The sequence below is a fragment of the Pseudomonas coronafaciens pv. oryzae str. 1_6 genome (assembly GCF_000156995.2).
Taxonomy (GTDB): domain Bacteria; phylum Pseudomonadota; class Gammaproteobacteria; order Pseudomonadales; family Pseudomonadaceae; genus Aquipseudomonas; species Aquipseudomonas tremae.
The window spans coordinates 1849168-1874333 of record NZ_CP046035.1; the positions used below are offsets into that span (position 1 = coordinate 1849168).

The 25166-nt window shown below is 58.2% G+C and carries 28 protein-coding genes; 18 read left to right on the plus strand and 10 right to left on the minus strand.

Annotated features, from left to right (window positions below; translation table 11 throughout):
- Positions 1 to 46 precede the first annotated feature (46 nt).
- From folE to POR16_RS08385, 4 genes are all read right to left on the minus strand, one after another.
- Positions 47 to 592 carry a GTP cyclohydrolase I FolE gene (gene folE, locus POR16_RS08370; protein WP_005887481.1) on the minus strand — a complete coding sequence of 182 codons (546 nt, stop codon included), beginning with the start codon at positions 590 to 592 and terminating at the stop codon, positions 47 to 49.
- 218 nt (positions 593 to 810) lie between these two features.
- Complete coding sequence (locus POR16_RS08375; RefSeq protein ID WP_005887482.1) at positions 811 to 1368, minus strand: Smr/MutS family protein; 558 nt, start codon at positions 1366 to 1368, stop codon at positions 811 to 813.
- A 45-nt stretch (positions 1369 to 1413) separates the two neighbouring features.
- The gene (locus POR16_RS08380) at positions 1414 to 1731 is read right to left on the minus strand and encodes a hypothetical protein (RefSeq protein WP_005887483.1); all 318 of its coding nucleotides are present in this window, start codon (positions 1729 to 1731) and stop codon (positions 1414 to 1416) included.
- Positions 1732 to 1877: 146 nt separating this feature from the next.
- A complete protein-coding gene (locus tag POR16_RS08385) occupies positions 1878 to 2468 on the minus strand; it encodes a cysteine hydrolase family protein (protein ID WP_005887484.1) in 591 nt (196 codons plus the stop codon).
- Between the two features lie 247 nt (positions 2469 to 2715).
- On the opposite strand from POR16_RS08385, the gene prmB reads away from it, so the two are divergent.
- Complete coding sequence (gene prmB / locus POR16_RS08390) at positions 2716 to 3624, plus strand: 50S ribosomal protein L3 N(5)-glutamine methyltransferase (RefSeq protein WP_005887485.1); 909 nt, start codon at positions 2716 to 2718, stop codon at positions 3622 to 3624.
- Between the two features lie 55 nt (positions 3625 to 3679).
- Here the strand turns inward: prmB and POR16_RS08395 are convergent, their stop codons facing one another.
- Both POR16_RS08395 and POR16_RS08400 read right to left on the minus strand, forming a co-directional pair.
- Positions 3680 to 4483: a hypothetical protein gene (locus POR16_RS08395; RefSeq protein WP_080267883.1), complete on the minus strand. Its 804-nt coding sequence runs from the start codon at positions 4481 to 4483 to the stop codon at positions 3680 to 3682.
- A 100-nt stretch (positions 4484 to 4583) separates the two neighbouring features.
- A complete protein-coding gene (locus POR16_RS08400; protein ID WP_005887487.1) occupies positions 4584 to 5603 on the minus strand; it encodes an alpha/beta hydrolase in 1020 nt (339 codons plus the stop codon).
- 141 nt (positions 5604 to 5744) lie between these two features.
- Here POR16_RS08400 and aroC point away from each other — a divergent pair, with 141 nt between their 5' ends.
- The 6 genes from aroC to POR16_RS08430 all read left to right on the plus strand — a co-directional run bounded on the left by aroC (position 5745) and on the right by POR16_RS08430 (position 10983).
- Positions 5745 to 6836 (plus strand): chorismate synthase, encoded by a 1092-nt coding sequence (gene aroC / locus POR16_RS08405; RefSeq protein WP_005887488.1) that lies wholly within the window; start codon positions 5745 to 5747, stop codon positions 6834 to 6836.
- A gap of 30 nt (positions 6837 to 6866) precedes the next feature.
- Complete coding sequence (locus POR16_RS08410) at positions 6867 to 8030, plus strand: MFS transporter (RefSeq protein ID WP_042931984.1); 1164 nt, start codon at positions 6867 to 6869, stop codon at positions 8028 to 8030.
- Positions 8027 to 8641, plus strand: a complete 615-nt coding sequence (locus POR16_RS08415) for a methylthioribulose 1-phosphate dehydratase (protein ID WP_005887490.1) — start codon at positions 8027 to 8029, stop codon at positions 8639 to 8641. Before POR16_RS08410 ends, POR16_RS08415 begins: the two co-directional genes overlap by 4 nt.
- A 96-nt stretch (positions 8642 to 8737) precedes the next feature.
- The gene (locus tag POR16_RS08420) at positions 8738 to 9283 is read left to right on the plus strand and encodes a 1,2-dihydroxy-3-keto-5-methylthiopentene dioxygenase (protein ID WP_005887491.1); all 546 of its coding nucleotides are present in this window, start codon (positions 8738 to 8740) and stop codon (positions 9281 to 9283) included.
- A gap of 16 nt (positions 9284 to 9299) precedes the next feature.
- Positions 9300 to 9983, plus strand: coding sequence for an acireductone synthase (gene mtnC, locus POR16_RS08425; protein ID WP_005887492.1), 684 nt, complete (start codon positions 9300 to 9302; stop codon positions 9981 to 9983).
- A gap of 277 nt (positions 9984 to 10260) precedes the next feature.
- On the plus strand, positions 10261 to 10983 hold the full coding sequence (locus POR16_RS08430; RefSeq protein ID WP_005887493.1) for a response regulator transcription factor: 723 nt from the start codon (positions 10261 to 10263) through the stop codon (positions 10981 to 10983).
- A gap of 123 nt (positions 10984 to 11106) precedes the next feature.
- On the opposite strand, the gene POR16_RS08435 is transcribed toward POR16_RS08430, so the two are convergent.
- Positions 11107 to 11385 carry a DUF3509 domain-containing protein gene (locus POR16_RS08435; protein WP_005887494.1) on the minus strand — a complete coding sequence of 93 codons (279 nt, stop codon included), beginning with the start codon at positions 11383 to 11385 and terminating at the stop codon, positions 11107 to 11109.
- A 378-nt stretch (positions 11386 to 11763) separates the two neighbouring features.
- On the opposite strand from POR16_RS08435, the gene POR16_RS08440 reads away from it, so the two are divergent.
- Positions 11764 to 12309, plus strand: a complete 546-nt coding sequence (locus POR16_RS08440; RefSeq protein WP_005887495.1) for an ankyrin repeat domain-containing protein — start codon at positions 11764 to 11766, stop codon at positions 12307 to 12309.
- Positions 12310 to 12405: 96 nt separating this feature from the next.
- Positions 12406 to 12924 (plus strand): hypothetical protein, encoded by a 519-nt coding sequence (locus POR16_RS08445; protein WP_005887496.1) that lies wholly within the window; start codon positions 12406 to 12408, stop codon positions 12922 to 12924.
- On the opposite strand, the gene POR16_RS08450 is transcribed toward POR16_RS08445, so the two are convergent.
- A complete protein-coding gene (locus POR16_RS08450) occupies positions 12921 to 13847 on the minus strand; it encodes a ZIP family metal transporter (protein ID WP_024670692.1) in 927 nt (308 codons plus the stop codon). The two genes, POR16_RS08445 and POR16_RS08450, sit on opposite strands and share 4 nt — an antisense overlap.
- 154 nt (positions 13848 to 14001) lie before the next feature.
- Between POR16_RS08450 and POR16_RS08455 the strand changes: the two genes are divergently transcribed.
- From POR16_RS08455 to POR16_RS08490, 8 genes are all read left to right on the plus strand, one after another.
- On the plus strand, positions 14002 to 14193 hold the full coding sequence (locus POR16_RS08455; protein WP_002552853.1) for a PLDc N-terminal domain-containing protein: 192 nt from the start codon (positions 14002 to 14004) through the stop codon (positions 14191 to 14193).
- 200 nt (positions 14194 to 14393) lie between these two features.
- Positions 14394 to 15254 carry a polyamine aminopropyltransferase gene (gene speE / locus POR16_RS08460; protein WP_005887498.1) on the plus strand — a complete coding sequence of 287 codons (861 nt, stop codon included), beginning with the start codon at positions 14394 to 14396 and terminating at the stop codon, positions 15252 to 15254.
- A 262-nt stretch (positions 15255 to 15516) separates the two neighbouring features.
- Positions 15517 to 17604 (plus strand): LTA synthase family protein, encoded by a 2088-nt coding sequence (locus tag POR16_RS08465; RefSeq protein WP_005887499.1) that lies wholly within the window; start codon positions 15517 to 15519, stop codon positions 17602 to 17604.
- 187 nt (positions 17605 to 17791) lie between these two features.
- A complete protein-coding gene (locus POR16_RS08470; protein ID WP_005887500.1) occupies positions 17792 to 18028 on the plus strand; it encodes a hypothetical protein in 237 nt (78 codons plus the stop codon).
- Positions 18029 to 18274: 246 nt separating this feature from the next.
- Positions 18275 to 18616, plus strand: coding sequence for a ribonuclease E inhibitor RraB (locus POR16_RS08475; protein ID WP_005887501.1), 342 nt, complete (start codon positions 18275 to 18277; stop codon positions 18614 to 18616).
- 464 nt (positions 18617 to 19080) lie between these two features.
- Entirely contained in the window at positions 19081 to 20490 is a 1410-nt protein-coding gene (locus POR16_RS08480; protein WP_005887502.1) for a circularly permuted type 2 ATP-grasp protein, read from the plus strand.
- A 12-nt stretch (positions 20491 to 20502) separates the two neighbouring features.
- Positions 20503 to 21462, plus strand: coding sequence for an alpha-E domain-containing protein (locus POR16_RS08485; RefSeq protein ID WP_005887503.1), 960 nt, complete (start codon positions 20503 to 20505; stop codon positions 21460 to 21462).
- On the plus strand, positions 21459 to 22289 hold the full coding sequence (locus POR16_RS08490; RefSeq protein ID WP_005887504.1) for a transglutaminase family protein: 831 nt from the start codon (positions 21459 to 21461) through the stop codon (positions 22287 to 22289). The genes POR16_RS08485 and POR16_RS08490 overlap by 4 nt, the downstream gene beginning before the upstream one ends.
- A gap of 51 nt (positions 22290 to 22340) precedes the next feature.
- On the opposite strand, the gene POR16_RS08495 is transcribed toward POR16_RS08490, so the two are convergent.
- Positions 22341 to 22712, minus strand: coding sequence for a rhodanese-like domain-containing protein (locus POR16_RS08495; RefSeq protein WP_005887505.1), 372 nt, complete (start codon positions 22710 to 22712; stop codon positions 22341 to 22343).
- 608 nt (positions 22713 to 23320) lie between these two features.
- Between POR16_RS08495 and POR16_RS08500 the strand changes: the two genes are divergently transcribed.
- Positions 23321 to 24046, plus strand: coding sequence for an amidotransferase (locus POR16_RS08500; RefSeq protein WP_005887507.1), 726 nt, complete (start codon positions 23321 to 23323; stop codon positions 24044 to 24046).
- 35 nt (positions 24047 to 24081) lie between these two features.
- On the opposite strand, the gene POR16_RS08505 is transcribed toward POR16_RS08500, so the two are convergent.
- Positions 24082 to 25053 carry a magnesium and cobalt transport protein CorA gene (locus POR16_RS08505; RefSeq protein ID WP_005887508.1) on the minus strand — a complete coding sequence of 324 codons (972 nt, stop codon included), beginning with the start codon at positions 25051 to 25053 and terminating at the stop codon, positions 24082 to 24084.
- Between the last annotated feature and the right edge of the window lie 113 nt (positions 25054 to 25166).

Here is a 25166-nt window from a genome sequence, read left to right on the forward strand (position 1 = left end):
ACAGCGTTCAGCGTGCGCTATCGCACGTGAACGCAGGCTGAACGCATTACTTGATCAGGCTGAGAAACTCACTGCGAGTCGCTGCGTTTTCACGGAATTCGCCGAGCATCACCGAAGTGATCATGGCCGAATTCTGCTTTTCGACGCCGCGCATCATCATGCACATGTGTTTGGCTTCAATCACCACTGCAACGCCCAGCGCGCCGGTTACCTGTTGAATGGCTTCGGCGATCTGACGGCTCAGGTTTTCCTGGATCTGCAGGCGGCGGGCATACATGTCGACGATCCGCGCGACCTTGGACAGGCCCAGCACTTTGCCCTGCGGGATGTACGCCACATGTGCCTTGCCGATAAATGGCAGAAGGTGGTGCTCGCAGAGGGAATACAGCTCTATGTCCTTGACCATTACCATTTCGCTGGCCTCGGAGCTGAACAATGCGCCGTTGGTTACCTCTTCCAGCGTTTGGGCGTAACCGCGACACAGGTACTGCATGGCCTTGGCGGCGCGCTTGGGGGTGTCCAGCAGGCCTTCACGCGAGACGTCCTCGCCCAGTTGCCCGAGTATGGCGGTGTAATTCTGTTCCAGTGTCACAGGAGTGTGTTTCCGTGTGGGATTCGATAAATGCGAGGGCATGGCCGTTCGCCGAGGCGCACATAGTAACTTACGCACGGTAACTTACGCACGCGTAGGGGGTACGGCAGCGCGGCAAATCAATGTGTCAGGCGGGGTTTGTAACGTCTTGCTCACGCGTTGGCGACCAGGTCGCTACCCACTTGATGCCCGGTCTGCCCGACAAGGCGTGAAGCGGGCTACTCGTCGCGTCCTTCCATCATGGTGCGCTTGAGCACCACATAAACAGCGCCTGCGCCGCCATGTTTTGCCACGCATGAACAGAAGCCCAGTACCTGCGGATGCTGGCGCAACCAAGTGTTGACGTGGCTCTTGATCATCGGGCGCTTACCGTCCAGACGCACCGCCTTGCCGTGTGTGACACGCACGCAGCGTATCTCCAGTTTTGTGGCTTCTGCCAGAAACTCCCACAAGGTTTCGCGAGCCACTTCCACGGTCATGCCGTGCAGGTCGAGGCTGCCCTCGAAGCTAATCTGCCCGAGCTTGAGCTTGCGCATCTGCCCGTCCTGAACACCGTCCCGCGACCAGCTCAGGACATCTTCAGGGCCGACATCGATCACGAATTGATCCGAGAGCCCGTCGATGATCACCGAGTCGGTGCGCACGGTTGCCGACTGGCGCAGGCGGGCCAGCATTTTTCGATCAGCCTTGGGTTTGCCAACATCAGCGTGTTCATGCTTGAGAGGCTTTACGCCGCGCGTCTCGCTTCTGAACAGGGAAAAATCGTCGTCTTGCATGGGGCCTCCGCGAAGGAGGCTAGTCTACCCGTTCAAGCGAGCGGTTCAGTTGTGTTTTTTCATCAAATGGGCGGAGATGCTCAAGCCGCTCGATCCGCGCTGGCGTCGGCAACGCCGCCAGAGCCAGATGCCCAGGTAAAACACCAGTAGCCCACTGATCGCGACGAAAGCGGCGCCACCTGGGCTGGCATTCAGCTCGCCCAGCATTTGAGGATGGCCGATCAGGCTGGAGGCACCGGCGAAGGTCAGCACCAGGCCCACAACCGCCAGCATCAACGCGATCAGCATACCGATGCGCTTGCCCCAGTTACCCGGGCCTTTGTTGCGCAAGCGACGTGCATTGAAACCATCTGACGTTTTCATGCCTTTCCTCGATAGGTAGCGGCTGAGCGGGTATCGGCGCTGTGACTTGGATAAAGAGGGGTGGTTCCCGCTTCCGGTACATAACCGGGCAGCAAAGGATGGGCGGTTATGTGAGCGCGTTCACACAACCCCTCGGTCAGGCACTTTCAGATCAGGTCTTTGGTGAGGGCCAGCGTGGCAAAGTTGTCCGCCATGATTGCCATCTCGGTCCGGTGGACAACCTCGGCGCTGACGACACCGTGCGGGCTCGGCAGGTCGCGGGTCGCGCAGGCATCATCAACCAGCGTGCAGCGATAACCGTAATCCTTGGTAGCGCGCACTGTGGTGCTGATGCTCGAGTGACTCATGAACCCGCAGACCACTAGATCCAAGTGCCCCAGACGTTGCAGCAGCTCGTGAAGGCCAGTGCCGTTGAAGGCGTTGGGCAAACGTTTTTCGACCAGGTGTTCGTCGTCTTGTGGCGAAAGTCCCGAAACCAGTTGGCCGCGCTCGCCCTGCGGGTCGAACAGGCCGCCGACGGTGCCCAGATGACGGACATGTACGATCGGACACTTGACTGCGCGAGCCTTGGCGACCAGTTGACCGATGTTGGCCAGCGCTTCTTCGACCCCGGTCAGCGCCAGTGGACCGCTCAGGTATTCTTTCTGGGCGTCGATGATGATCAGCGTCGCGTTGCTCAGGCTGGCGGGCGCATGCACCCGGCCACTGAGTTGAAACATGGTCTTTAAATCGGACATCCACGGGCTCCTTTGAGTGGGGCTTTTGCGACATTGTCCTCTGGCTGAAGCGTTCTGGGAATGGCAACTATCGAAAGCCACGTTTTCCGTGGCCTGCAGGGCACGTTGCGGGCATGGCGGATGGCGGTTTGCCTTGATGGCATCAGACGAATCGTGGAAACTCCCGGGTTTAGCGGGTACGAAGCGTGCGTCGTTGTCCGGATCCAGGCCTGTCAAAGTGGCTCGTCGTTTTTTAAGGAGTTTGTTCATGATCACCTCCCGTTTGCGTACCGTACGCGACCATATCCGTTGGGCCGTCAGCCGCTTTCACGAGGAAGATGTGTTTTTCGGTCATGGCACTGACAACGCCTGGGACGAAGCTCGCCAACTGGTGCTGGGCGCTTTGCATCTGCCGTGGGAAATCGCCGACAGCTATCTGGACTGCCGTCTGGAAGTCGATGAGATATCCGAGCTGCAACGCCTGATCAAACGCCGCATCGACGACCGTATTCCGACGCCCTACCTGCTGGGCGAGGCCTGGTTTTGCGGCATGTCGTTCATTGTCGACGAGCGTGTGCTGATCCCGCGCTCACCCATCGCCGAACTGATCGAAGAGCGCTTTGCGCCGTGGCTGGCCAGTGAGCCTGCGCGGATTCTGGACTTGTGTACCGGCTCCGGTTGTATCGGTATCGCCTGTGCCGACGAGTTTCCCGAAGCCGAAGTGGCGCTGGCCGACCTGTCCTACGACGCGCTTGAAGTGGCCAACCAGAACATCGAGCGCCACGGTATGGAAGATCGGGTCTACACCGTGCAGGGCGATGGGTTCGACGGTCTGCCGGGGCAACGCTTCGATCTCATCGTGTCCAATCCGCCTTATGTGGATTCCGAAGACTTCGCCGACATGCCGGACGAGTACCAGCACGAACCGGAACTGGCGCTGGCCTGCGGCAATGACGGTCTGAACCTGGTACGCCGCATGCTGGCCCAGGCCGCCGATCATCTGAACGAGAAGGGTTTGCTGATCGTCGAAGTGGGCAACAGCCAGGTACACGTACAGGCGCTGTACCCGGAAGTCGATTTCGCCTGGCTGGACTTTCAGCGTGGTGGCCACGGTGTGTTCATGCTGACTGTCGAGCAGTGCCGCGAGCATCAGGCACTGTTTCAGTCTCGAATCTGAGGCGAACCTGACAGGGGCTGGCATCGCAGCCCCGGCAGTCCGCAGGCAAGCCGTTTCAGCGGTGCGTGGCGATCCAGATCAGCAGCCCTGCCTGGAACACAGCGAAAGTTACCAGGCAGGCAATCGTGAAACGCAGACTGGCGTCCTCACGCTTGTATTTGCCGACCCGCTCTTCGTGCTGGCGGATGGTGACTTCCTGTTCGATCATGTTTTTTTCTGCCTTTTCCAGCATTTGCGACGCTTCGAGAATTTCGACGATCTGCACCTTGTCGTTGTTCCAGGTGCTGTGCAGGTTGCCAACATGCACATCCTTGATACTGCCTTTCATGTGCTGGGCGTCGGCATAAGCGACTTCGAAGCCGAGGGTGCGCAGAAAGTGATCGCGGCGCAGGCGGGTGTCTTCGTTCAAGCCGTCCTTGCTGGCCAGGGCCACGCCCTCGATCTTGTAGGAGGACCATCTTTTCTGTGCCCAGTGGACCGCATGGGCGATCATGAAGCGACCGATCCCCCGGTTCCATGGCTCTATCTGCAAGCCTGACTCCGGGCCGAAACGCACAATGCGTTTCTCGTGGTCGGCCCATAAATCCAGATTGTTCTGTTCTTTACGAACGCGTTGGCCGGGCAACTGAATGTTGATGCGCAGCAGGCTCAGCGCCTTGCTGTGACGTTCGGCACGACCGAACTGCACAAAACGCAACGGCCGCCCACCGGTAGCCCGGTCAGTAGGTTGCGGTGCGAGGCGCAGCATCTGAAAACTTTCGGGCAGAACGTCTTCCCACGGTTGTGGCGGTGCCGCAACCTCGGCTTCTGTGCTGATGGGTTCTGCAGTGGTTTCGGTCATGATATTCGCGTCAGTCATAGCGGTGGCCCTGTCCTTGACCTTGTGCAGCAAAACACAAGGCCGGCAAACCGCTATCGGCCAGAGCGGCCGAGACTGAAGGGTGGGTGGTTGCTGTCAGTCAGTTCTTTTTTGCCGACGCGGGCAATGCCTTGATAAAGCCCACAATGCGCGACGTCACTTCGTCAGCCAAGGGCTGGGTCGGGTTGCGATAAGACAGCAGTTGTTGCTGCAGGTCGTCCGGCACGATGCGCAGCACATGATTCATGCCGTCGATCAGGGCCAGTTCGGCGTCGGGTTTGGCTTTTTTCAGCAGCAGAGCGTCACGCACGCCGACCTGGATGTCATTGCGCCCCTGGACGATCAGCGCAGGAACATGCAATGCGCCAAAGGCAGCTGCCGGGTTCTGCCGAAACAGCGAAATCAGATAGGGCTGGACACTGGGACGGAACACCACCTCCAGCTCGGAGGGAACCTTTTCGTCGGTTTTGCCCGCCTTGAGTTCATCGAGCAATTGATCACTGCGCTGTAGCAGTTCTGGCGGAAGTCGCTCGCGGAATTGCTCGCGCAGCACTTCATCCACAGGTCTGCCGGTGCCGGCTACAGAGATCACTGCCGCTGCGCCGGCCTTTTCCGCCGCTAGGCTTGCGACCAGCGCGCCTTCGCTATGGCCCAGCAGGATCAACTGACCCAGGCGCGGGTTAGCCTTGATTGCCCTGACCCATAGCTGCACGTCGGCAACATAGCGTTCGACACTGAGGTTGCGCTCATCCGGCGTTACCGCCTTGCTGGCTGCCACACCACGCTTGTCGTAGCGCACGCTGGCAATATTGTTGTTGGCCAGGATCACCGCCAAGCGCTTCATGCTGTCGTTGCGTCCGCCTTCCGGGTTATTGCCGTTGCGGTCAGTCGGGCCTGAGCCAGCAATGATAAGCACCACCGGCACAGGTGTGTCCGAGCGCGGCATCAGCAAGGTGCCGTAAAGCTTGCCGTTTTCAGTGTCCACGCTGACTGTACGCTGCACCGTTGTCGGCCCTGCAGCGCTGGCTGCGCCAGGCATCAGGGTCAGGATCAGTGTGACCGGCAGCGCCAGAAGGCACAGTCGTTTGAACGCTCGAATCGGGGAATTACCGGATAACATCGCATGGCCATCATGGGTGGGGTCTCGCTTGGACGCACGCGGTCACAGAAGGTTCGAGGATGAACTGAACCGCGAGGCTGCGTATACTGGCGCGCTTGTTTCAACGATCTGGTTTTTTGGCTGATTTTTCGGAGCGCCCGCATGTCCGGCAACACTTTCGGCAAGCTGTTCACTGTCACCACCGCCGGCGAAAGCCACGGCCCGGCGCTGGTCGCTATCGTCGACGGCTGCCCGCCCGGGCTTGAGCTTGATCTGCAAGATCTGCAGCGTGATCTGGACCGCCGCAAGCCCGGCACCAGCCGCCACACGACCCAGCGCCAGGAAGCCGATGAGGTCGAAATCCTGTCGGGCGTCTTCGAGGGCAAGACCACGGGTGCCTCCATCGGCCTGCTGATCCGCAACACAGATCAGAAGTCCAAGGACTACTCTGCCATCAAGGACCTGTTCCGGCCCGCTCACGCCGATTACACCTACCACCACAAGTACGGCATCCGTGATTACCGGGGCGGCGGCCGCAGCTCTGCGCGGGAGACCGCCATGCGCGTTGCTGCCGGGGCCATTGCCAAGAAATACCTGGCGACCCAAGGCATTGTCATCCGCGGTTACATGAGCCAGTTGGGGCCGATCCAGATCCCGTTCAAAACCTGGGATTCGGTCGAAGACAACGCTTTTTTCTGCCCTGACCCCGACAAAGTGCCAGAGCTGGAGGCCTACATGGACCAGCTACGTCGCGACCAGGATTCGGTCGGCGCGAAAATCACGGTGGTGGCTGAAGGCGTGATGCCGGGCCTGGGCGAGCCGATTTTCGACCGTCTGGATGCCGAACTGGCCCATGCGCTGATGAGCATCAACGCAGTCAAGGGCGTGGAGATTGGCGCCGGCTTCGACTGTGTGGCCCAGCGTGGCACAGAGCATCGTGACGAAATGACGCCGCAGGGTTTTCTGTCGAATCAGGCGGGCGGCATTCTCGGCGGCATTTCCTCCGGTCAGCCGATCATCGCGCATCTGGCGCTCAAGCCGACGTCCAGCATCACCACGCCGGGGCGATCAATCGATGTGAATGGTGCCCCGGGCGATGTCATCACCAAGGGGCGCCATGACCCTTGTGTCGGTATTCGCGCCACGCCTATTGCCGAGGCGATGATGGCCATGGTGTTGCTGGACCACCTGCTGCGTCATCGCGGACAGAATGCCGATGTTCGCGTCGATACGCCTGTGCTGGCGCAGCTGTGACAAGCGCCGTCACGGTTGCGGTCTGCTAGCGTGACAGCACTCCCCGGCAGGCAGCTTCCGTACTGGAGGCTGTCCGGGTTTTACGTGTGTTATTTCGCCTTGCTGGGGGCGTCGGCGCCGTTTATGGCGCTTTACCTGAGCCACCTCGGCTTTGCCAGCGCCCGGATCGGCGAGCTGATTGCCATCCCCATGCTGATGCGCTGTGTGGCGCCCAACGTCTGGGGCTGGCTGGGCGACTACACAGGGCGGCGCCTGGCGATCGTGCGTTTCGGTGCAGTGTTCACACTCTTGGCGTTTTCACTGATTCTGCTTGAAAAAACCTATGCCTGGCTGGCGCTGGTCATGGCGCTGTATGCGTTCTTCTGGCACGCCATCCTGCCGCAATTTGAAGTCATCACGCTTGCCCATCTGCAAGGCCAGGCCGCACGTTACAGCCAGATCAGGCTATGGGGCTCCATCGGCTTCATTCTGGCGGTGGTGCTGCTGGGGCGAGTGTTCGAACGTTTCAGCCTCGACCTGTTTCCGTATATCTTGCTGGCGATCATGGCTGGCATTGCCGTCAGCAGCTGGTGGGTGCCCAATGCGCAGCCACCCATCTCGACCCGCGAAGCGGATGGCGGAGGGTTTATTCGCCAGCTGGCGCGGCCTGGAGTGCTGGCGTTCTATATCAGTGTTGCGCTGATGCTGTTCAGTCACGGTCCGTATTACACGTTTCTGACCTTGCACCTGGAAGCGCTGGGCTACAGCCGTGGTCTGATCGGCATGTTGTGGGCGGTAGGGGTGGTGGCCGAAGTGCTGATGTTCATGGCCATGAGCCGCATCCTCCAGCGGTTTTCAGTGCGCCAGGTGCTATTCGCAAGCTTTTTGCTGGCCGCGCTGCGTTGGCTTTTGCTGGGCCTGTTTGCCAAGCACCTGCCTGCACTGCTGGTTGCGCAAGTGATGCATGCTGCTACGTTCGGCAGCTTTCATGCTGCTGCCATCCATTTCGTGCAACGTAGTTTCGGTCCGCGTCAGCAGGGCCAAGGGCAGGCGCTTTATGCTGCCTTGTCCGGGGTTGGCGGTGCGCTGGGCGCTTTGTACTCCGGTTACAGCTGGAACGCGCTGGGGCCAGCCTGGACATTTTCCATTGCCAGCCTTGCAGCCATTGCCGCAGCCGTCATGATTGTCACACCCAAGAAAGAGGAAGGTGCATGAGCCGCGAACAACTGAGTCAGGACATCATCGAGGCAGGACGATTCCTGTACGGTCGTGGCTGGTCGCCAGCCACCAGCAGCAACTACTCCGCGCGCCTGTCGGCCAGCGAAGCCTTGTTGACTGTGTCCGGCAAACACAAAGGGCAGTTGGGGCCTGATGATGTGCTGGCCACTGATATGGCAGGCAACAGCCTGGAACCCGGCAAGAAGCCCTCTGCCGAAACACTGCTGCATACGCAGCTCTACAACTGCCGGCCAGAAGTTGGAGCCGTGCTGCACACCCATTCGGTGAATGCGACTGTGTTGTCGAGGCTGATCGCTGCAGATCATCTGGTGTTTGAAGATTACGAGCTGCAGAAGGCCTTTCATGGCGTGGTGACCCACGCGTCCAAGGTGGTCGTGCCTATTTTCGACAATGACCAGGACATCGCCCGTCTGGCCGCAAAAGTGCAACCGTGGCTGGACGCGCACCCCGATTGCGCTGGCTACCTGATTCGCGGTCACGGTCTTTATACATGGGGCGCAAGGATGAATGATGCATTGCGCCAGATCGAGGCATTCGAGTTTCTGTTCGAATGCGAGCTGAAAATGCGTACGGTGATGAACCGTTGACGACGTCGGGTCAATCCAGACACGTATTAACCTGTAGTTACGCCTGACCGGCCTGTAAAAGCCGGAGGGCGCTGCCCCAAACCGAGGATTACAGCCATGAGCAGCCTGTCCGTTTATCACGTTTCAAGCCCGGATACTCCCAACAAGGTGCTGACCCATCTGGAGGACATCGCGTCGACACTGGCCGAGCAGGGCGTAGCGTTCGACCGATGGGAAGCGGCTACCCCTATTACCCCCGGTGCCAGCCAGGAGGAAGTGATCAACGCTTATCGCTCGCAGATCGACAGGCTGATGAACGAGCGCGGTTACGTGACGGTGGACGTCATCAGCCTGAACAGTGATCACCCGCAGAAAGCCGAATTGCGCGCCAAATTTCTTGAAGAGCATCGTCACGGTGAAGACGAAGTACGCTTTTTTGTGGCCGGAAGGGGTCTGTTCACACTGCACATCGGCGACTACGTATACGCAGTTCTGTGCGAAAAGAACGACCTGATCTCTGTGCCAGCCGGTACCCCGCACTGGTTCGATATGGGTGAAAACCCGCATTTCGTTGCTATCCGGCTTTTCAACAACCCCGAAGGCTGGGTCGCGAACTTTACCGGTGAAGACATTGCTGGTCGTTTCCCACGGCTGGAAGACTGACAGGAGCCCGTTTCTGATGCCTATCAAAGCTGTTCTTACGGATATCGAAGGCACGACCAGTGCGGTCAGTTTCGTGTTCGACGTGCTGTTTCCGTTCGCCAGAACGCACTTGCCTGACTTTGTCCGCAAAAATGCCGATCAACCTCAGGTAGCGTCGCAGCTGGAGGCCGTTCGGGTGCAGAGTGAAGAGCCTGACGCCGATGTCGAGCGAGTCATCGCGATTCTGCTCGAGTGGATAGCGGAAGACCGCAAGGCCACGCCGCTCAAAGCCCTGCAGGGCATGGTCTGGGAGCAGGGCTACAACGCCGGTCAGCTCAAGGGGCATGTTTACCCGGACGCCGTTGAAGCGCTGCAGCACTGGCATCGGCAGGGCTACAGCCTTTATGTTTACTCCTCGGGTTCGATCCAGGCCCAGCAACTGATTTTCGGCTGCTCTGAAGCTGGCGACCTGTCAGGGCTGTTCAGCGGTTATTTCGACACCACATCCGGCCCCAAGCGCGAGGTGCAGTCCTACCGCACGATTGCCGCCGCCATGGGCCAGGACGCGCAAGAGGTTCTGTTCCTTTCGGACATCGTCGAAGAGCTGGACGCTGCAAAAGCTGCGGGGATGGCCACCTGCGGTCTGGTTCGTGATGGGGGAACACTGGCTGGGCACAAGAATGTGGCGAGCTTTGCACTCATCGATCCGGCCACTTTCTAGCTAGGCTGGTCATCCAGGCGGGCCATGCTTCTGTCCAGCGGCATTGCCCTGATGCCGCTGACTGCGCGGTTTTCTACCTGCGCTGGCACATTGACTGCTGACTTTTGTGAGCTTTATCCCGCCATACAGTGGGACTTTTCCTGTTCAAAAGTGCGTTGATTCTGTTTGTCCTGGCAGTCGTCTTTCGACGCGTTTATTCGTGTAAGTTCTGCGCGATCACTTCCCGAGTCACGGACAACACCTGTACCGGCTCAGGGGCGCAGAGGGAGCGGCAGCGATGTGCAGTGCCATGAAAGAGAGCGCGACCAAGGATCTACTGATACAGCAAATGGTGAGCACGATTACCGAACTCGATGGCCAGACTGCCATCGAGAATGCCCTCGAATGGTTGCGGCGTGAATGCGGCAGTGAGCGCGCGATGTTCTACCAGTTCAAGGGGCCGTTGCTGCTGACCTTCATTACGTCCAATGTCGACGATGCGTGGGGTGAGGCGTATCGCCGACACGAACTGATCAGGCACGACCCGGTCATCCGCTGTTATCACCATGAGTTAGGGTTCGTGAACTGGCAGGATGCATTCAGGCAATACCCGATATCAGCCTGCTACAAAAAAGCGGTTGATGCCTGCGAACTGCTTCCGGCCGTCTCATATGGTTACACTAACCACTGCCGTGGTGCAGACAGCGTCACCTCGGTATGCACCTTGGGTGACATTGAACGTGCGATAAGCGCCGAACAAAAATACCTGATCAGCAGTCTCATGCCCGTACTGCACAGCGTGGCACGAGGGTTGAAGTTCAGTTCCCGCGGTTTAACGCACCGAGAACTGGAAGTTCTACAGTGGGCCAGAGACGGAAAGACCGCTTGGGAAATATCAATGATTCGGGAGGTTTCTGAGTCAACGGTCAAATTTCACCTGAAGACCATTTATTCAAAACTGGGCGTGGCGAACCGGGCACAGGCGGTAGGTGAAGCGCTTTGCCGCGGACTGATCAGGTGATCAGCCAAGCCTGCTCCATCAAAACGCGGGCAAAAAAAACCGCGAAAACATGCGTAATCGCGACAAACAAGGGATGAGAGAGCGTACAACGGCATGCCGCCCCGGAAAGGGCGGCAAAGAAAATCAACGTGTGTGATAAGTCGGCAGGTCAAAGCGATGCTGGCTTTGCAGCATCGAGATAGCTGGCAATTCACTGGCCTGTGCCGCCAGATCGCGGCGGATGGCGCTGATTACCCATTCCAGCTGAACCGGGGTGTGCAACTGCGCATAGGACACCGAGCGACGGATCTGTTTGCCTTCGGCACTGCGCAACGAAACCAAAACACCACCGTCCGGACGCGGCTGGGTGTTAACGGTGTAGTCGGAGAATACGGAAGCGAATTTTTCTTGAATAAAAGTCATGTTTGGCGGCTCCATTGCTCATGGGATAACAAGCTTGCAAGTACTGTTGCAGCGACTGTGCCAGTCTTTGCACTACAATTTATTCCTTTAAAATCAATGGCTTAATATATTTGAAAATTTCAGGTCTCGTGCATTTTGCATGAACACCCATCGTGCGCCCTGCATTTTGCGGGTTTTGCGGGGCGGCGCTTCGGGCAGATAAGCCGGTTAGCTGCTCGCGCCTTCGTTGTTCCCGCTGTCATTGAACTGCTGGACACACCAACCCTCTGAAGCTGGAGGCCAAAAAGCGGATCGAACAGCTGGCGCGTCTTGCGGTCATTGTTTTATCGCTGCCGGGAGCACTGGATTCCCGGAGTACCTTGCGCCAAGGAGCCATTGATGACCGATTCAACCGCCAACCCGCCCAAGACGATGACCGAAGACGAGGCTGCTGCCTTCGCCGAACAGGTTTTCGACGTTGCTCGTCAGGGCGATGCTGTGATGCTGGAACGCCTGCTCGAGAAGGGCCTGCCAGCAGACCTGCGCAATCACAAAGGCGATACGCTATTGATGCTGGCCAGCTATCACTGCCATGCAGATGCTGTCCGGGTGCTGCTGAACCACCGGGCCGATCCGGAAATTCGCAACGACAACGGCCAGAGTCCCATTGCAGGCGCAGCGTTCAAGGGTGATCTGACCGTCGTCAAGTTGCTGGTCGAAGCAGGTGCCGATCTGGATGCCGCCTCTGCCGATGGCCGCACGGCGTTGATGATGGCAGCCATGTTCAATCGTATCGAGATCGTCGATTACCTGATCAGCAAGGGCGCTGACCTCCGTGCTTGCGATGCCAAGGGCATCAATGCGCTGGACGCTGCGCAGGCAATGGGCGCCACTGTTGCCGTGCAGCACTTGAGCAAAATGGGTATGCAGCCTGCGCGGCCCTGATACCCATACCTTTGCGGCATGAACGCGCAGATAGAGGCGCGAGGGAATTACCGTTATCCTTCGCGCCTCTTTTTTTGCCCCTGCAGGATTGCCTTTATGAAAGACGCACTGGTCGAATTAATCAGCAAAGTCAGCTCGGGCTGCATGGGCGACGACGAGATCGCGCAGATCGCTGATGAAGCGGCGCAGGCTTACGCTGACCCGCAGGCGTTTCTGGCCGCCAACCCCGACATCAATTACGACGACACGTTTCCGATCGCCCTGGGCGAGTGGGTGGTGGTCGGCAGTCTGCCGGAGACTGTGTTGTTTCAGGCCGACAACTACATGCAGCTGTTCGAGCAGATTGTTCAGTCATTCGGCAAGGATGTGACGTTCAACATCAAGCCGAAGCAATTGGCCAAGGGCGAGCCTCTGGTCGCCCTGAACCGAATTCAGATTCAGCTGAGCAGCATGAACAAGGATATGGGCGGCTACGTGCTGATGAATTTCAGCCAGCCACTGGATGACGAATTACAGGCGGTGCTGGTCTATGGACGTGACGAAGCGCGTGTGCTTGAGCTGACAGCGTTGGCGGGCATCCATGCCGCGCCAGCACTGCAGGCACTGCGCGGTTAGCCCAGGGCTGTATCGAGAAACATCATGACGGCAAAACCGCCCATCAGTCCCAGCGTCGCCGAGGTCTGATGGCCGTTGCGATGCGTCTCCGGAATGACTTCATGGGACACCACGAAGATCATTGCGCCTGCGGCCAGGCCCATGCTCAGTGGATAAGCGATCGCGAAGCCGCTGGAAATACCGAGGCCTACCAGAGAGCCCAGTGGCTCCATCAAACCGGAACCAATGGCTACCAGCATTGCCTTGAAGGCCGACAGCCCGGTGGCACGAAGGGCGAGGGCGATTGCCAGGCCTTCGGGGATGTCCTGAATTGCAATGGCGGTGGTCAGCGGCAGGCCTACGTTCATATCGCCGCTGGCGAAACTCACACCGATCGCCATGCCCTCAGGCAGGTTATGCAGCGTAATCGCCAGGACGAATAACCAGACCCTGTTGATGCGCTCCGAATGCGGCCCTTGCCGTCCTACACTTTCATGCTCGTGCGGGGTGAACCTGTCCAGGCCCAACATCAACAGCACGCCAAGCCCTAGCCCGGCTACCACCGTCGCCGCTGCCCCGGGGCCGCTGTTAGTGATGTCCCGGGCAGCTTCGAGGCCAGGCAGGATCAATGAAAACGAGCTGGCAGCCAGCATCATGCCTGCGGCGAAACCGAGCATGATGTCCTGGGCGCGTTGCGAAACGTTTTTCAGCGCAACCGCCATGACTGCGCCCAATGCTGTGGCCAGAAACCCTGCGGTGCCCCCCATCAGCGCATGATTGAAGTTGACCTGACTGGTGCCGTAAAAGGCGTTGTAAACACTGATGCCGACCAGTCCGATAACGATCAGCAGGGCGAGCGCGAAACCCAGGCTTACCAGCGGGCTGTTCTGCAAGTGGTTAAACCACGTGGCCCAAGGCGTGCGGGGTTGTGCGGGTGTCGACATGAAAAGAACTACCTTTGGAAGAAGTGGACGCGATGGCAAGCGAAAAAACAGCTTCGCCCCGATTGGGAGCCCGAGAATATAAGGTTGGTTCAACGGAACCCCCGAACGGCGCGACTATCCTAGGAAGGCAAGCATTCATCTTAGGGGCAACACCATGGGTTCTAGCTTCAATGGCCTGGTCGGCCTGATCATTCTGGCGCTCGATATCTGGGCTATCATCAATGTTTTGAAAAGCGGCGCCGAAACCGGAAAGAAAATTCTCTGGGTGTTGCTGATTGTACTGCTGCCTGTAGTGGGCCTGATCATCTGGGCAATCCTGGGGCCGCGCGGCAACGTGCGTATCTGACACGCCAGCAGGCTGGCATGAAACGCCTGATTACTCGCGTAGTCAGGCGTTTTTTCGTTTTCGGGCCGAGGCATCTGCGCCCCACTCATGGCAGCCTGACGACAGAGAGGTTCGACCTGTCATGTTCCTCGACGTAGAATGCGCGCTTTTGTTGTGGGCGGTCGGCCGTCCTGTCATCAGTACCCAGCGGGAGCTTACCCATGAGCGATTATCAGGAAACGTTGTACGAAGGCTACGGCCAGCGCTTTCGTATGGAAAAAATGCTTCACGAAGTACGTACCGAGCACCAGCATCTGGTGATCTTCCAGAACCCGCGCATGGGGCGCGTGATGGCGCTGGACGGCGTCATCCAGACCACCGAAGCGGATGAGTTCATCTACCACGAGATGCTCACTCACGTTCCGATTCTGGCGCACGGTGCAGCCAAGCGTGTGCTGATCATCGGTGGTGGCGACGGCGGCATGCTGCGCGAAGTTGCCAAGCACCTGACAGTCGAACACATCACCATGGTCGAGATCGACGCCACAGTGGTCGAGATGTGCAAGGAGTTTCTGCCCAATCACTCCAACGGTGCCTTCGATGATTCCCGTCTGAATCTGGTCATCGATGACGGCATGCGCTTCGTCGCTACCACTGAAGAGAAGTTCGACGTCATCATTTCCGATTCCACCGATCCGATCGGCCCAGGAGAAGTGCTGTTTTCTGAAAACTTCTATCAGGCCTGCCATCGCTGCCTGAACGAAGGCGGCATTCTGGTCACTCAGAACGGCACGCCGTTCATGCAGTTGAGCGGTGTGCAGACCACTGCTGGTCGCATGAACGGTCTGTTTGCCGACTGGCATTTCTATCAGGCAGCCATCCCGACCTACATCGGCGGGGCAATGACCTTTGCCTGGGGGGCGACCGACAAGAGCTACCGGAAACTGCCGCTGGAAACCCTGCGTCAGCGTTTTTCGGGCAGCGGGATTGTTACGCGCTATTACAACCCTGAAGTTCACATCGGCGCGTTCGCCCTGCCACAGTACGTGCTGCAGGCTGTGAACAAGGCCAGCAACGACTGACCGGCCTGCGGCGCGCCAAGGCCTGAACGTCTGAAGCACCACCTGAGTGGCTCTTGGGCGCGCTTCTGGCGACAGAAATTTCACACGTTCTGTCCCAGAATTGCGCGCGAAACTGAACAGGTGTGCGCCTTCACGGGCGGACCTGGCCCCAGGCGCCCCGCAATCAAGTAATATCTGCGCCCTGCTGCACGCCGCCGTCCCGAGAGGGAGGGCGTCGCTGCACCACTGAACCTACTTCTGAATCCACCGGATCCTGACAACCATGGCCAAAACGGACGCCCAGATTCATCGGCAAGCCCGCTTGCAAAACCCGACTGTCAAATCGCATCTGGCGTACATCCTGCTCAGCGGCTTCGCCCTGATGGTGATGTACACCCTGTTGCGCATTGGTCTGCTGGTCTACAACCGCGAGATGATTGGCGACACGCCAGCCTCGACGTTCGTTGAGGCGCTGTTCAACGGCATGCGTTTCGACCTGCGCCTGACAATGTATCTGCTAGTTCCGCTGGTGCTGTCGCTGTTCAGCGCCCGGGCCATGTCAGCGCGCGGCTTTTTCCGTTTCTGGCTGACCCTGGTCGGCAGCATCACGCTGTTCCTGGGCCTTATGGAAATGGACTTCTATCGCGAGTTTCACCAGCGCCTGAACGGCCTGGTGTTTCAGTACGTGAAGGAAGATCCAAAGACCGTTCTGAGCATGTTGTGGTACGGCTTCCCTGTGGTCCGGTACCTGCTGGCCTGGGCTGCGGTAACCTGGCTGTTGAGTCTGGTGTTCAAGGGTATCGACCGCATCACGCGCCCACGCCACGTCACCACGACGGGCACCCACACAGTGGCGTCTGTTGCGCCCTGGTATATGCGCACAGGCGTCTTCGTGCTGGTGCTGTTGGTCATGGTGGTGTGCATTCGCGGCACCCTGCGCCAAGGTCCGCCGCTGCGTTGGGGTGATGCATATACCACCGAATCGAACTTTGCCAACCAGCTGGGGCTGAACGGTACGCTGACTCTTATCACTGCGGCCAAAAGCCGTATGTCCGAGGATCGCGACAATATCTGGAAAGCCACGCTGCCTCAGGATCAGGCGCAGCAGACCGTGCGCGACATGTTGCTGACCCCCCACGACAAGCTGGTCGAGCCTGACATTGCCGCCGTGCGTCGCGACTTCACGCCGCCGGCCGAAAACACGCTGCCGATCCGCAACGTCGTCGTGATTCTGATGGAAAGCTTCGCCGGTCATTCGGTGGGCGCGCTGGGCAGCGATGCCAATATCACGCCGTACTTCGACAAACTCTCCAAGGAAGGCCTGCTGTTCGATCACTTCTTTTCCAATGGCACGCACACCCACCAGGGCATGTTCGCCACCATGGCATGCTTCCCGAACCTGCCGGGTTTCGAATACCTGATGCAAACCCCTGAAGGTGCGCACAAGCTGTCGGGCCTGCCGCAGCTGCTGAGCGCAGGGCGCAACTACGACGACGTGTACGTCTACAACGGCAACTTTGCCTGGGATAACCAGTCGGGGTTCTTCAGCAACCAGGGCATGACCAACTTTGTCGGTCGCGATGACTTTGTCAATCCGGTTTTCTCCGATCCGACCTGGGGTGTGTCCGATCAGGACATGTTCGACCGTGGTGCGCAGGAGTTGAAAGCCCGGCAGGATGGCAAGCCGTTCTATGCTCTGCTGCAAACCCTGTCCAACCACACGCCGTACGCACTGCCTGATCCCTTGCCGGTCGAGCGCGTGACCGGGCATGGTTCGCTGGATGAGCACCTGACTGCCATGCGCTATGCCGACTGGGCATTGGGCCAGTTCTTCGAGAAGGCCAAAAAAGAGCCGTACTTCAAGAACACCCTGTTCGTTGTATTGGGTGATCATGGTTTCGGTAACAACAAGCAACTGACCGAAATGGACCTGGGCCGCTTTAACGTTCCGTTGCTGCTGATCGGTCCTGGCGTGCAGGAAAAGTTCGGTCAGCGCAGCAGTACCGTGGGTACTCAGGTCGACGTGGTGCCGACCATCATGGGTCGTCTGGGTGGCCAGAACCGCAACCAGTGCTGGGGGCGCGATCTGCTGAACCTGCCGGAAGGCGACAAGGGTTTCGGCGTCATCAAGCCATCGGGCAGCGAGCAGGTGGTGGCCATTGTCAGTGGCAACCGCATCCTGATCGAGCCGACCGAGATGCCGGCCAAATTGCTGACCTACACCCTAGGCGCTAACCCGCACGCAGAAGAAGTGCCTGACGCTCCAGACACTCAGGAACTCAAGCACAAGCTGGAAAGCTTCCTGCAGACTGCAACCAAAAGCCTGCTGGACAACACAGCCGGTGTAGAGGCCAGCAAAAACCGCAACTGACGGAGACAGACTCGCCAAGCCGACGAGTCCTGTCACCCATGAAAAAGACCCTTGGCATGCACTGCAAGGGTCTTTTTTCTTGCCTGCTGTTCGCGCGGGTCCGGCACTAATCCGTTGGAACGAATGAGGGGCTGGAAATGTCCTTATGAGATAAGCCGGAGTGCCCGGCTTCGTTCTGGAGGCGTTGATGAAACAGTGGGCCATTTTGTATCTGGACAAGGACGGCGTGCAGCAGCGCCTTGAGGCTGATTTTGCAGCCCGTCCCAGCGAGGAAGAGGTTGCGCAGATGCTGCGCAAGGGCCTTTACCCGATGACCGATGAACTTGATCTCAATGATCTGGACGGCCGCACTGCTGAACCTACTGTAAAGACGCTGAAGGACCATAACAGCGTAGAGATCATTTCCATTACAGAAATGAGCTGACCGCTGGTTGCTCAAAAACCTTTTCGTGCCAACCACTTGGCATCCGGCCCGCGATAGGGCTACTCTGCATATGAGGTCATTCGAATGACCTCTGACATCTCGATACCCGGCCTGCACACGCGCCCGGCCTGGTCAGCTACATGCTTGATTCCCCACGTCGGATTATCTGTCGTGAGGCGGCCCTCTCCAAGGTGGTCGCTCTGGAAGAGTTGAAACTCTATCTATCGTTGCATAGGAGGACGTTTCATGAGCACAGCCTATCAAGAGGACATCAGCAGTAACGTACTGCGCCGCATGAAAGAAGGCGGCTTCGATTTCGCGCGCATTTACCCCATCGAGTTTTATGCCATTTTCCCGGATGAGGAACGGGCTCGGCAGGCTGCAGAGCAATTTCGCGGCGAATCCCTCAATACCCAGATAAACGTACGTGACGACGGTGCCTGGCATTTGCAATTGAGCAAAGTGATGTACGCCACTTATGACGGTATCGGTGACTTCGAGCAGGACTTCCAGGCGGTTATTTCGCCAATGGATGGTGAGGTCGAAGGCTGGGGCGTTACACAGGAAATCAGAAGACTGCATGCCTGAGGCATTTCGGTCGGAATGCAAGACATTGACCGGCCGATTCGGAATGCTTTCCGCGTCGGCCGGTCTTGTTTTTGGGCTCTGGCCAGGTCAGGCAACACTTGCTGTGGTCAAAAAAAAGCCACTCAATCGAGTGGCTCAAAGGGAAGTCTGTTTAGAATCTGCAGGCGGTGCCTGAACATGATGCGTGATACAAAAAGGGTGTCTGGCGCCCTGTTTGCTCGGTTGCCGGGGAGTATGGCGAACTAATATGGGTGGCGGAAATCAACTCTGACTATGCCGATCATAGATTTCACGATTCAATAATGCTTCCGAATGAAGCGTAAACGAATCAGCCAGAGCGTTTAATGCACAGGAATGGTGCGAGCAATGGTGGTTTTTTACCTAACCCGTTGATTAAAAAGCGTTTATGCCGGTGGCACGGGCTTTGCGAAGGTCTTGGTGTCCATGGTGACAAGGAGTACGGCATGATCCGCACCTTTTATGACGAGATGTACGATGCTGGCGGCATAGTCCGCCCGCACTATCGGGAGTTTGCCCGCTGGCTGGGTGATACGCCTCCCGAGCTGCTGGCTCAACGCAGGCGCGAAGCCGATCTGCTGTTTCACCGTGCCGGAATCACCTTCACGCTGTATGGCGATGAGCAGGGGACCGAACGGCTTATTCCTTTCGACACCATTCCGCGCAGCATTCCGGCCAGTGAGTGGCGGGTGGTCGAACGCGGCTGCATTCAACGCGTCAAAGCGCTGAACATGTTTCTGGCCGATCTTTATCACGACCAACGCATTATCAAGGCCGGCATAATTCCCGCCGAGCAGGTGCTCGCCAACGAGCAGTACCAGCTGGCGATGCAGGGTCTGAACCTGCACCGCGATTTGTACTCGCATATTTCCGGCGTCGATCTTGTACGCGACGGAGACGGCACCTATTACGTGCTGGAAGACAACCTGCGCACACCGAGCGGCGTGAGCTACATGCTCGAAGACCGCAAAATGATGATGCGGTTGTTTCCGGAGCTGTTCTCGGCGCAACGTATTGCACCCATTGATCATTACCCGAATCTGCTGCTCGACACCCTCAAAAGCTCAAGCCATCTGGACAACCCGAGCGTTGTGGTACTGACGCCCGGACGTTTCAACAGCGCCTTTTTCGAGCATGCGTTCCTGGCCCGCGAGATGGGTGTTGAGCTGGTCGAAGGCGCGGATATGTTTGTCCGCGATGATCGCGTGTTCATGCGGACCACTGATGGCCCCAAGGCTGTCGATGTGATCTACCGCCGCCTTGACGATGCGTTTCTCGACCCGCTGGCGTTCAACCCAGACTCGATGCTCGGCGTCCCTGGCCTGCTGGCTGCCTATCGCTCCGGCAATGTGGTGCTGGCCAACGCCATAGGTACCGGCGTTGCCGACGATAAATCGGTCTACCCGTATGTCACTGACATGATTCGTTTCTATCTCGACGAAGAGCCGATTCTCAAGAACGTACCGACATGGCAGTGCCGCAAGCCTGAAGAGCTGTCGCATGTGCTGGCCAATCTGGGCGATCTGGTCGTCAAGGAGACCCAGGGCTCCGGCGGTTACGGCATGCTCGTCGGCCCTGCTGCAACGGCCGCTGAAATCGAATCTTTCCGGGCCCGCCTGAAAGCCAAGCCGCATGCCTATATCGCCCAGCCTACGTTGTGCCTGTCGACCTGTCCGACATTTGTCGAGAACGGCATTGCCCCGCGACACATCGATTTGCGCCCCTTTGTTCTGTCCGGTCGCGAAACCCGCGTCGTCCCTGGCGGGCTTACCCGAGTGGCCTTGCGTGAAGGCTCACTGGTGGTGAATTCGTCTCAGGGTGGCGGAACCAAAGACACCTGGGTGGTCGAGGATTAAGGATGCCTGTCAATGTTAAGTAGAACTGCCTCGGATCTTTTCTGGATGTCGCGTTACCTGGAGCGAGCGGAGAACCTCGCCCGAATGCTGGACGTGAGTTATTCGCTGTCGTTGATGCCTCAGGACGGGCGTGGCGACGGGCTGGATGAAATAGCCATGCCGCTGCTGATCACCGGCACGCTGGAAACCTATATCGAGCGTCATGGCGAACTGCATGCCGAGCGCATGCTGCACTTCTTCGCGCTGGACGCGACCAACCCGGCCAGCATCTACAGCTGCCTGGGCGCCGCCAGGGCCAGTGCGCATGCCGTGCGTGGCCGAATCACCGCAGACATGTGGGAGAACATCAACTCCACCTGGCTGGAAATTCGCGGCATCGCCCAGCAGGGGCTGACCCGCTATGGCATGAGCCGCTTCTGTGAATGGGTCAAGGAGCGCTCTCACCTGTTCCGGGGCGCGACCTACGGCACCATCATGCGCAACGACGCGTTCCGTTTCATTCGTCTGGGCACGTTCATCGAGCGCGCCGACAACACCATGCGGATGCTCGACGCGCGTTACGAAATGCTCGAGCTGCGTGGTCCACAGGCCAATGCCGCGGCGGATAATTCCGCTGCGGGTTATTACCAGTGGAGCGCCTTGCTGCGTGCGCTGTCATCGTTCGAAGCGTATACCGAAGTCTATCGCGATGCGCCAGGCGCGCGTCAGGTAGCCGAGCTGTTGCTGTTGCGGGCTGATATACCGCGCTCGTTGCGCGCCTGCCTGGAAGAAATGGACGTCATTCTGGCCAGCCTGCCAGGCGTCAACGGTCGTCCTGCGCAGCGCATGGCGGCCGAGATGGACGCAAGATTGCGCTACACCAGCATCGACGAGATCCTCGAGGAAGGCCTGCACGAGTGGTTGAACGAATTCATTCCAATGCTGGCCCAACTGGGTGATGCGATCCACATTTCGTATCTGGAGGCTGCATGAGACTCTCTATAAGCCATGAAACCACCTATCACTATGATGATCAGGTGCGTTCCAGTATCCAGTATCTGCGCCTGACGCCTCACGACAGCGAGCGTCAGCAAGTGCTTAGCTGGCAACTGACCTTGCCGCGCCCGGTGCGCGCGCAGATCGACCCGTTCGGCAATATCCTGCACGTGTTAAGCCTTGAAGAGCCCCACGAGGCGATCATCATCGGCGCGCGTGGCCAGGTCGAGATTGACGAGACGCGTGAGTCAGAGCATGAAAGTCAATCGGCATTGCCGTTTTTGCGCGTCACGCGGCTGACGGAGCCGGACGAGGCGATTCGCAGCTTCGCCGCCACGGAGTGTCGCAAGCGCGCCGACCGCACAGCCTTGATCGACCTGATGCATGCGCTCAACCAGCACATGACTTACACCCAGGGCGCAACGGAGGTCGACACCAGCGCCGCTCAGGCGTTTGCCGGACGCTCGGGTGTCTGTCAGGACCACACTCACGCCTTCCTGGCTTGCGCTCGCACTATGGGCGTGCCGGCGCGTTATGTATCCGGTTACCTGTGCAGTGAAGACAGCGAACACCTGTCCAGCCATGCCTGGGCCGAAGCGTGGATTGACGACGCGTGGTACAGCTTCGACGTGACGAATCAGTTGGCCATCCCCGAGCGTCATTTGAAGCTGGCGGTCGGGCTGGATTATCTGGATGCCTGCCCGGTGCGCGGCATGCGCCGGGGTGGCGGGTCTGAGCAGATGCATGCCAAGGTCGTGGTCTCGCCCATGACCGGCACGCCAAAGGTGAAGACCCGGGTGCAGGTTCAGACACAGCATCAATGATGCGCTGGACGTGAAGGTCAGGCGGCCGGGATTTCATCCTCCGGCCGTTGCTTACTCGGCAGGGTCGTCAGTGATGTCGTAAAGCGCATTGTGCAACTCTTCGTAGTTACCGCCATTGATCACGCTGAAGTAACCTGCGGCCCTTAGTTTTTCCTGCGCCTTGTCGGCCTTGCTGTCAGTACTGCTGAAGATGACGAACACCGCATTGCGGTCGGCGATTACCTGCTTCATCTGGTTTACCAGTCGCCTGTCGTCAACCCGCACCGCATTCAGCACCGAGCCTGCTTCGTAGTCGGTCTGACTACGAATATCCATCGCCAGCTTCCCTTCCTTCAGTGCAGCCACGGCGGCTGCCTGATCTACAACGCCGGCGTGTGCAGCAACGCTGCCGACCAGCGCAAAAACAGCAATCCATTGGCGCATGAACCCATCTCCATCAGTGCGAGTGGAAATAGTGGCACAGTTACATACTGTCCGAAAGCGTAGCGGATCAGCCAAACAACCTGTTCAGGTTGGGCACTATCAATAGCAGGGTAGTAGTGAAGAGAATAAGTCCTGCCTGGCGTACTTTAGGATGTTTGAGCTTGAGTTTGAGCATGGCTGACCGCCTTTTGTTGTTATTCCTGAGCGACAAAAGCGCGTCGAAGGCATGACCGATTCGACGGCTCGCAAGGTTGCACGTTGAACAAGTGGGCGCGGTCAATTGACCGCTGGCCCGAGCGCTGAATGGATTTTGCGCGAATCCTGTTACAACTCTAACCATAGAGGTCATAAATGCAGGGGTTTATACCTGTTAGGCATTTGAGAGCGAAATAATCGATCTTAATGTTATTAACTATTGCAGCGTATGACCTGAAGGCCTTTGCTAGACACGTCGAACATAATCATCAGTTTTCTACCGTTCGTCCGAGTCGGATATTTCCTGCGATGATCAAGCATTCGTCTGGCACGCTCATCGCTTGATTTGGGCATGCCTACAGGGCAGTCTCCACCGTATATTCTCGCCTCATCGCCGCTTCAGGGTCCCATTTATGTCGTTACGCATCTGCATTCTTGAAACCGATAATCTCCGGCCTGAGCTGGTCGAGCAGTATCACGGGTATGGGCGGATGTTCGAGCAACTGTTCGCCCTTCAGCCTATTGCTGCAGAGTTGTCGGTATACAACGTCGTCCAGGGTGTCTATCCGGCTGAGAGCGAGCGCTTTGACGCCTACCTGGTGACTGGCAGCAAAGCCGATTCGTTTGGCACCGACCCCTGGATTCAAGTCTTGAAAGGTTATTTGCTGGGCTTGTATCAGCGTGGCGAAAAACTTCTGGGCATCTGTTTCGGCCACCAGTTGCTGGCTTTGCTGCTGGGCGGCAGAACCGAGCGGGCTGCGCAGGGCTGGGGTGTGGGTATCCATCACTATCAGCTGGCGTCGGCCAGGCCGTGGATGACCCCGGGCATGGACAGGCTTACGCTGCTGATCAGTCATCAGGATCAGGTCACGGCTCTGCCAGAGCAGGCGACGGTCATTGCGTCCAGTGATTTCTGTCCGTTTGCGGCCTATCACATCAATGATCAAGTGCTGTGCTTCCAGGGACACCCTGAATTCATTCACGACTTTTCACGCAGCTTGCTGGAGCTTCGCCAGGAGGCGCTGGGCGAGCAGCTGTATCGGCAGGGTGTCGCCAGCCTGGATCATGACCACCACGGGGCGATTGTGGCTGAATGGATGATGCGCTTTGTGGCCCACAGGCCCGATGATCGGGCCTGATTCAAGCTTTATCTGCGAGCGATGGATGCTCCACGCTACAGCCATCCCGACCGTTTGAAACTGGCGAACAGCGCTGCGCAGCCACCGAAGATCACGCCCAGCACGATGAAGTAGCCGTAGTGCCAGGTGAGCTCGGGCATGTTCTCGAAGTTCATGCCATAGATCCCGGCAATCGCCGTCGGGAAGGCCAGAATCGCAGCCCAGCCAGCGAACTTGCGCTGCACGATGCTTTGTCGCGAGGACTCCAGCAGCAAGCCGATTTCTATGGTCTGGCTGGCGATGTCGCACAAATTGCCCAGGTCTTCCATCTGCCGCTTGACGTGAATCTCTACATCGCGGAAGTAGGGGCGCATGTTCTTGTCGATGAAAGGGAAACTAAGGCGCTGCAGTTCTTCGCCCACTTCAACCATCGGCGCCACGTAGCGACGCATCCGCAGCAGGTCGCGGCGCAGGGCATGAATGTGCTGGATGTCAGACTCACGCAATGAACCGCCGATCACGCTTTGCTCGAGCATCTCGAGCTCGGCGTGGATGGCTTCGGTTACCGGTTGATAGTTCTCGGTCACGAAATCCAGCAGGGCGTAGAGCACGAAATCTTCGCCGTGCTCCAGCAGCAGCGGTCGGGCTTCGCAACGCTGACGCACCAGCCCATAGGACTTGGAGTGGCCATTGCGCGACGTGATGATGTAGCCCTTGCCGGCAAATATGTGGGTTTCGATGAACAGCAGCTTGCCGTTATCGCGAACGGGTGCGTAGGTCACGATGAACAGCGCGTCGCCGAAGGTTTCAAGCTTTGGGCGACTGTGAACTTCCATCGCATCTTCAAGGGCCAGTTCATGCAGGTTGAACTGCTCTTTCAGACTGGTCAGTTCGTCTGCGCTGGGTTGTTCCAGGCCGATCCATACGAAGTGTTCAGGCTTGGCGGCCCAGGCAGCGCCTTCCTCCAGACTGATATCGCGGACTTTCTTGCCTTTGCTGTATACCGCTGCTGCAACAACTCGACCCATGGTGCTATCACTTCTTCAATATGTCAGTGGCGCAAAGGTTCATGCGCGGTGCTGATCAGATTGATCAAATGCGGATGAGTTCGCCGTTAAGCAAAATCCCGCACATGCGGGCC

Bases quoted from the DNA above. Each gene is read 5' to 3' on its own strand.
- POR16_RS08375 (WP_005887482.1), bottom strand. From the start codon at position 1,368: ATGCAAGACGACGATTTTTCCCTGTTCAGAAGCGAGACGCGCGGCGTA.
- POR16_RS08380 (WP_005887483.1), bottom strand. From the start codon at position 1,731: ATGAAAACGTCAGATGGTTTCAATGCACGTCGCTTGCGCAACAAAGGC.
- POR16_RS08385 (WP_005887484.1), bottom strand. From the start codon at position 2,468: ATGTCCGATTTAAAGACCATGTTTCAACTCAGTGGCCGGGTGCATGCG.
- prmB (WP_005887485.1), top strand. From the start codon at position 2,716: ATGATCACCTCCCGTTTGCGTACCGTACGCGACCATATCCGTTGGGCC.
- POR16_RS08395 (WP_080267883.1), bottom strand. From the start codon at position 4,483: ATGACTGACGCGAATATCATGACCGAAACCACTGCAGAACCCATCAGC.
- POR16_RS08400 (WP_005887487.1), bottom strand. From the start codon at position 5,603: ATGTTATCCGGTAATTCCCCGATTCGAGCGTTCAAACGACTGTGCCTT.
- aroC (WP_005887488.1), top strand. From the start codon at position 5,745: ATGTCCGGCAACACTTTCGGCAAGCTGTTCACTGTCACCACCGCCGGC.
- POR16_RS08415 (WP_005887490.1), top strand. From the start codon at position 8,027: ATGAGCCGCGAACAACTGAGTCAGGACATCATCGAGGCAGGACGATTC.
- POR16_RS08420 (WP_005887491.1), top strand. From the start codon at position 8,738: ATGAGCAGCCTGTCCGTTTATCACGTTTCAAGCCCGGATACTCCCAAC.
- mtnC (WP_005887492.1), top strand. From the start codon at position 9,300: ATGCCTATCAAAGCTGTTCTTACGGATATCGAAGGCACGACCAGTGCG.
- POR16_RS08430 (WP_005887493.1), top strand. From the start codon at position 10,261: ATGTGCAGTGCCATGAAAGAGAGCGCGACCAAGGATCTACTGATACAG.
- POR16_RS08435 (WP_005887494.1), bottom strand. From the start codon at position 11,385: ATGACTTTTATTCAAGAAAAATTCGCTTCCGTATTCTCCGACTACACC.
- POR16_RS08440 (WP_005887495.1), top strand. From the start codon at position 11,764: ATGACCGATTCAACCGCCAACCCGCCCAAGACGATGACCGAAGACGAG.
- POR16_RS08445 (WP_005887496.1), top strand. From the start codon at position 12,406: ATGAAAGACGCACTGGTCGAATTAATCAGCAAAGTCAGCTCGGGCTGC.
- POR16_RS08450 (WP_024670692.1), bottom strand. From the start codon at position 13,847: ATGTCGACACCCGCACAACCCCGCACGCCTTGGGCCACGTGGTTTAAC.
- POR16_RS08455 (WP_002552853.1), top strand. From the start codon at position 14,002: ATGGGTTCTAGCTTCAATGGCCTGGTCGGCCTGATCATTCTGGCGCTC.
- speE (WP_005887498.1), top strand. From the start codon at position 14,394: ATGAGCGATTATCAGGAAACGTTGTACGAAGGCTACGGCCAGCGCTTT.
- POR16_RS08465 (WP_005887499.1), top strand. From the start codon at position 15,517: ATGGCCAAAACGGACGCCCAGATTCATCGGCAAGCCCGCTTGCAAAAC.
- POR16_RS08470 (WP_005887500.1), top strand. From the start codon at position 17,792: ATGAAACAGTGGGCCATTTTGTATCTGGACAAGGACGGCGTGCAGCAG.
- POR16_RS08475 (WP_005887501.1), top strand. From the start codon at position 18,275: ATGAGCACAGCCTATCAAGAGGACATCAGCAGTAACGTACTGCGCCGC.
- POR16_RS08480 (WP_005887502.1), top strand. From the start codon at position 19,081: ATGATCCGCACCTTTTATGACGAGATGTACGATGCTGGCGGCATAGTC.
- POR16_RS08485 (WP_005887503.1), top strand. From the start codon at position 20,503: ATGTTAAGTAGAACTGCCTCGGATCTTTTCTGGATGTCGCGTTACCTG.
- POR16_RS08490 (WP_005887504.1), top strand. From the start codon at position 21,459: ATGAGACTCTCTATAAGCCATGAAACCACCTATCACTATGATGATCAG.
- POR16_RS08495 (WP_005887505.1), bottom strand. From the start codon at position 22,712: ATGCGCCAATGGATTGCTGTTTTTGCGCTGGTCGGCAGCGTTGCTGCA.
- POR16_RS08500 (WP_005887507.1), top strand. From the start codon at position 23,321: ATGTCGTTACGCATCTGCATTCTTGAAACCGATAATCTCCGGCCTGAG.
- POR16_RS08505 (WP_005887508.1), bottom strand. From the start codon at position 25,053: ATGGGTCGAGTTGTTGCAGCAGCGGTATACAGCAAAGGCAAGAAAGTC.